Annotated in this window: 5 protein-coding genes; 2 read left to right on the forward strand and 3 right to left on the reverse strand. The window is 36.9% G+C overall.

All coding sequences use genetic code 11. From position 1 onward, the window contains the following. Positions 1-91: 91 nt before the first annotated feature. Complete coding sequence (gene panB / locus M0R16_01810; GenBank protein MCK9611617.1) at positions 92-910, forward strand: 3-methyl-2-oxobutanoate hydroxymethyltransferase; 819 nt, start codon at positions 92-94, stop codon at positions 908-910. 2 nt (positions 911-912) lie between these two features. Next, positions 913-1,593, forward strand: a complete 681-nt coding sequence (locus M0R16_01815) for an RNA pseudouridine synthase (GenBank protein ID MCK9611618.1) — start codon at positions 913-915, stop codon at positions 1,591-1,593. Between the two features lie 23 nt (positions 1,594-1,616). On the opposite strand, the gene M0R16_01820 is transcribed toward M0R16_01815, so the two are convergent. From M0R16_01820 to M0R16_01830, 3 genes are all read right to left on the reverse strand, one after another. Next, a complete protein-coding gene (locus M0R16_01820) occupies positions 1,617-2,414 on the reverse strand; it encodes a metallophosphoesterase (GenBank protein MCK9611619.1) in 798 nt (265 codons plus the stop codon). Positions 2,415-2,443: 29 nt separating this feature from the next. After that, a complete protein-coding gene (locus M0R16_01825; protein MCK9611620.1) occupies positions 2,444-3,172 on the reverse strand; it encodes a hypothetical protein in 729 nt (242 codons plus the stop codon). Between the two features lie 120 nt (positions 3,173-3,292). Beyond that, entirely contained in the window at positions 3,293-5,962 is a 2,670-nt protein-coding gene (locus M0R16_01830; GenBank protein ID MCK9611621.1) for a hypothetical protein, read from the reverse strand. Positions 5,963-6,200 lie beyond the last annotated feature (238 nt).

Raw genomic sequence — 6,200 nt, forward strand, 5'->3', positions numbered from 1 at the left:
ACTGTGTCAGCTCAATTATTAATGAAATAAAAACTGATAATTCCACAAATTATTATATGAATTTATACCTTTGTCCTGAAAAAACAATATTATGATTACCGAACCAAATAAAATAAATAAAATCACCACACATGTGCTTCGGGAGATGAAACTCCTGGGAAGAAAAATTGCCATGCTCACAGCTTATGATTACTCATTTGCCAAAATACTTGATGCAGCAGGTATTGATATTATCCTTGTGGGCGATTCGGCTTCAAATGTGATGGCAGGTCATACTTCAACCCTTCCTATCACTCTCGACCAAATGATTTATCATGCCACATCGGTTATGCGCGGCGTAAACCGTGCATTAGTGGTTGTTGACCTGCCCTTCGGTACTTATCAGGGGAATTCAAAAAATGCCCTTTCCACCGCCATTCGCATTATGAAGGAATCAGGGGCCGATGCTGTAAAACTTGAAGGAGGAAAAGAAGTACTTGAATCGGTTGAACGCATTCTGTCTGCCGGCATACCCGTAATGGGGCATTTAGGACTCACACCTCAATCCATACATAAATTTGGGACTTATGTTGTACGTGCCACCGAGGAAAAAGAAGCACAAAAACTTATTGAAGACGCTCATATTCTCGATAATGCAGGTTGTTTCGGAATCGTACTCGAAAAAATTCCTGCTAATCTTGCTGCAAAGGTTACAGCCGAAGTAAAAACTCCTGTTATAGGTATTGGCGCAGGCAGTGAAGTTGACGGACAGGTGTTGGTGTTACACGATATGCTTGGCATTAACATTGATTTTTCACCACGTTTTTTACGCAGGTACCACAACCTGAATGAAGAAATCAGAGGCGCTGTAACCGCTTATATTAACGATGTCAAATCACAGAAATTTCCCAACGAAAAAGAACAATACTAAGCATGGTTTCCGACATCCCTTCACAGATACTTTTCGAGGATAACCATCTTATTATCGTAAACAAAAAACCAGGGCAGCTTGTCCAACCTGACAATTCGGGAGATGCCTCATTAGAAATAAATATTAAATATTACTTAAAACAAAAATACGTCAAGCCCGGAGAAGCGTTCCTCGGAGTGGCGCACCGGCTGGACCGCCCGGTCAGCGGCGTTGTGATATTTACCAAGACCAGCAAAGCATTGGTGCGCATCAATGAGATGTTAAAAAAACATGAAATAAAAAAAACCTACTGGGCTGTTGTTAAAAACAAGCCACCACAGGATGAAGCCTTGCTATCACAGTACATTATTAGAAACCAAAAAATTAACAAAAGCATAGTGTATAATATCTCTGTTGATGGCGCACAAAAAGCAGAACTATCCTATCAATTAATTGCGTCGAGCCAAAAGTATTATTTACTGGAAGTTAACCTTATGACCGGCCGCCATCATCAGATAAGAGCCCAACTGTCAGCTTTGGGCTGCCCTGTGAAAGGAGATATTAAATATGGTTTTGCAAGAACTAACCCCGATGGTTCGATATGCCTCCATGCCCGAGAAGTTGAATTTACTCATCCTATAAATAAAAAATCTCTTGTCGTTACTGCGCCAGCTCCCGATTCAGACGTTTGGAAATTTTTTTAAATGTTCTTCGTATAGAGAATGTGTTAAAAATTCACAAAAGTATAATCAACATTATTATTGGTAACAGACAGTTGCAAATAACCTGCCTGGTTATATCCGTCTAACAGCGCGTCCAGTGTGATATAAGCAGTATTTCCAAATATTTCAACGTCTTTTTGATGGTCATGTCCTGTTATCAGCATATTTACGTTGTTTTTCACAAAGAGGTCCATTAATATATATAACTCTTCAACAACAGGGTTTGTGCTTGATGTATGCCGGTAACGGAAAAAATCAACATGGGTAAAAATTATGCAATGGCGGTATTTAGGGCGTTCGTTTTCCAAAATGTTTTTCAGCCATTCCAATTGCTTGCTGCCAAGTGTACCGCTTCCGGAGTCTAAAGATATATATAAGTCAGCTGCTTCCGGGGTCCTGACTGAAAAATAATATACAGAAGCACCAAACCTTGGAAAAAACTCATTCCATCCGTTAAAATACAAATCATGGTTCCCAACGGTCAGAAAAGATGCAATGGTATCGCTCTTCGGAATATTTTGTTGCAAGGTGTTATAATCATAATCTCTGCCGGTTGTTATATCTCCATCCATAATAAGTGCACAAGCATTCGCATTCAAGGCATCATTAACAAACAAATTAAAATTAATGACCCCACCAATATGGCTATCACTCATAGCGAAAACTTTATAACTATTTTCCGAAACCGCAATTTCTTTATATGGATGTATGGTATTCCATTCCATGGATTGCTCAAAACGTTCATTCACGTATTCATAAGAAACAAACATGCCTTTCAAATCTATCTTTTCACAAGCACTCATACAAATGAGGCAAAATACAGATAGAAATTTTAATATTTTATGCTCCATATGAATCCTGTTCTGATAAAAAAGCCAAATGGGTTTACGCTTAAATTAAATGCCCCGGCACTTTTGTACCATGCTTCTGAATAAATTGTAAAAAGCTGATTAATTTGATACTTTCCATGCAAATAAAACACAGGGTTTGTTTCCTGATTTATAAGAAAATTATCAATGTTTGTTAATGTTATTCCAATATTCCATTTGTGTTCAGGAAGCTTAACAAAATAGCTTGCTGAATACATTATGTTAAAATTTTCATGAATATTTTCATGGTTCGTAATATCATACTTCTTTATTGCATTTTTTGGAATTCCGTAAGTTCTGAAATTTGTCCCTAATTTTAAATAAAAGTGTCTGAAACCCGCTCCTAATGTAACACCCCAGTTTGTCTCAAACAATACTTCAGAAAAATGATTATACATAAAAAAACATTGCGGTTCAAGAGATAGTTTTTTCAGTGGAAACTCTCTTGTATAATTCACTAATAGTGCCTGGCTCCTGTTATTGTTTGGGCTGATAACATCAAACTGCCCTCCCAGCTCTATACGGTTTTTTGCAAGCCAGATTGTTCCTATAGCTGCAGTTTTCATATAAAAACCCTCGCTCACATTATTTTTGCCCGCTTCTGTGTAAATGTTAAAATGAACTTGAGCGCAGACATTCAAACCTGAAAGGAACCCGACTAATAAAATAATGCTGTATGAAATTTTTTTCATAAACTTATTCGAAGCCTAAAAAATTTGCATTACGATATTATCTTTTTACACATCAAATATAGAGCTATTCTTAAATATCGCAAACTTTCAGGGAATATTTAGTGAAAGGATTTAAAAATATCAAACAGCATCTTCTTTCGGAAATGGCATTTGTTCTTTTTCACATACTTTTTTAAGTTCATTAAGCGCCCAGGGGGATTTATAATCATATAAGTTTCCGAAAGGCTGCATTAAAAAATTAATTAATGCAAAAGTTTCCGGGTCAAAATCATTATTTGCTTTTTTTTGCAACAAATCCCAATCTTTAAAAACAAGTTTTAGTGTAATGAATACTTTCGGGTCTATATACGAAAGGTTTATACTGCTTATGCCGTCTTTAAGTATTTTTTTTCTCGCCTTGTTGATATTTCTCTCTCCAAGGTCATTAAGCACCTGAATATATTTCTCAAACAATATGTATTCATTTAGCAGAAAAATGATTTCGTCTTCATTCATTTTTTTCCAGAAATCAACCGGGTGCTGTAAGCAAATAAAGCGACCCAGCATGAATGAACCTGCTGTGTATCCGCTGATATTCCGGGCTATGCATATCTCTATTATTGTTTTAAAAAAATCAATTTTCCTCCCGGTTGTCAAAAGGCTGTATATCAAATTCTGGTCGTGGTGTGTCCCCAATTCACTTTTCAGTATCTGCTCACAATAAAGTTCTTTGTTGGTATCAAACCATTTGCAAACCAGTGCCGATGCTTTTTTCGTATCATCACGCAGGTCATTACGGATAATTTTTATCAGGTCAGTTAAAGATGTTATTTCTGCAGAGTCTAGTTTAATAATTATTGATTTATAAACATCATAAGCCGCTTTCATTTTTTTAAAAACAGGTTCCTCTTTAGGCAATAATTCAATATTTTTCCCCTCAAGATAACTTCTGAACCTTGCAACAGCATACCTGGCCTGCCCGAGCAATATCATTTTGTGTTTGCTCGACAATGTTATCCAATCACCTTCCTTAACCACAACACCATCTTTATTGATTAATGTATTATTTTTTATTTCAACGCCATATTTATTCAGGCTGATAAAAGCAGGTATGCCGTAGCCAAGACATGAAGTTACCACATGTACTGCCATAGGTGTGAAGCTTATAATCGCATCGAGTTCGCTTAAAATGATGGTGTCGGAAGGAATGTATGTTTCCTTGCAGAGGCATACTTTTTCTCCTTTTCTTTTGGCTTCCATGGCTGACGTAGCTGAAAAAAAAATTCTCGCCGTAACCGCCGAGCGCGGCAATACCGAAATGCCCCTGCAAAAAAAAGTAAGCTCTCGAAATGATTTGTCATCAATACGTTCTGAAAAAATCTGTTTCAGGTGGTAGGGCTGAACAAGCTTTAACACCCTTTCTCCTGTAATAACGCCCTTTTTATACATATCCACTGAAGATAAAAGAATGGAGCGCCCTGTAAGTTCGGCAGTGTTTAACTGTAAAACTGCAAAATGATAAACATCATTATAGGATTCAGCAGCAAACTCAATGGTTACGGGCGATTCAAGCAATGATTCCTGTTTCGAAAGGCAGGGAACAAAATGATATACAGCAGGAAATGTTTCTCTTATTTCTTCTCTATCGAAAAATTCCGTATCGGTTCTGTCCACATTTCCGGTCATGATATCATCTCCAAACATATTGCGAACGCTTTCAATTTGAATACCCATGCCCGTGCGTGAATGGCGGCTGTACAACACTCCCGGATAACATTCATCATTGCAGATAGTCCAAACCATTTTCTGCATTATGATTGAAGGATAAGAAACCTCGCCTTTTCTTAGAGTATATGCCAAATCCTGATTTTTAAGGAAAAACTCATTTGTTTTTTCTGTAAAAAACATCACCTGGCGGAAAGGGTCGGTAAGTATATCTTTTTCATGAGCCTGTATGGCTTCTTTCAGCTCGTATACTTTATTCTCAATTTCATTAATCGGAAAATATGGAGAAACAGGCCTGCAGAGTTCATCTCCTGCTTTTTCGGGGAAAAGGGCCTTGTAAATAGTTTGCAGGTTATTGACATATATTTTCCCTGCAACAGCAAGTCCATACTTATTTTTGAGTGCATCGTACACAGCATCATTAATACCCACATTCAAATAGGTAGGCAAAAAACCGGGGATGTAAAATGATGTTGCAGAGCGCATGGCAAACACCAAGGGGTTGGTTTTATCTCCCAGGCGGGCTCCTGTCATCTTTTCAAGGTTGTTTATGGCATTTTGGAGGTGAATACTTTTTTCTTTATCATCCGAAAAAAATGCGTTTGAGGTTAAAACACAAAAATCAGGGACAGGGAATAACCTTTGTATCAAATCAAGCAAAATGGAACCTTTGTGACTTATGTATTCTTCTGTGTATTTATTGGTTGTTGACGATGGCACAACATATTCATTTTCAACAAAAGAAACATTGCCATATTGCTTAATAAATTCATTTTTATTACGCAATCTTAGCTGCTCAATATATTGTTCTGACTCTTTGTTACCCTGCTCTGATTTAATTAAATGTGCTAAGTATTCTTTAGCTTTTTCCGTATTATCCCGGCTTAAAAAAGGTAAGTCAAAAAAATGAGCTATAATTAGTTTAGGCTTTGAAGTCCTTTCTTCAAGATACTCAACCTCAGGTGGTAGATAATTATCCTTATTTATGAAGTCTTTGCTGGTATCATTTTGCAGAAAATACCTTATGGTATTAAAATTAGGGTAACTAACCCTGACCTTAAAATCATATATTGAGAAATCGTTCATTGAAAAAGTTTAGAATTTTAAGAATTGTACTTGAGCTTGCTCAAAACGTTCCGCGTATATGATTAGGTGCGGATTGCGAGGCACTTTCCTGTCGAAAAGCACCGAAGCCGAAGTGTAAGCTTCCCTTTTTTTCGGGCCATTCAATCTTAGAGTTTCAAAAATACATTTTTTTCATTTAATACCATCATCGGTGTTTTATATCCCAAAGACTTGTGAGGTCTTTTGTAATTGTAGTCAT

Source organism: Bacteroidales bacterium (assembly GCA_023228145.1).
GTDB lineage: Bacteria > Bacteroidota > Bacteroidia > Bacteroidales > CAIWKO01 > CAIWKO01.

Coding starts and splice junctions, on each gene's coding strand:
- M0R16_01815 (MCK9611618.1), top strand. CDS start 913: ATGGTTTCCGACATCCCTTCACAGATACTTTTCGAGGATAACCATCTT.
- M0R16_01825 (MCK9611620.1), bottom strand. CDS start 3,172: ATGAAAAAAATTTCATACAGCATTATTTTATTAGTCGGGTTCCTTTCA.
- M0R16_01830 (MCK9611621.1), bottom strand. CDS start 5,962: ATGAACGATTTCTCAATATATGATTTTAAGGTCAGGGTTAGTTACCCT.
- M0R16_01820 (MCK9611619.1), bottom strand. CDS start 2,414: ATGAGTGCTTGTGAAAAGATAGATTTGAAAGGCATGTTTGTTTCTTAT.
- panB (MCK9611617.1), top strand. CDS start 92: ATGATTACCGAACCAAATAAAATAAATAAAATCACCACACATGTGCTT.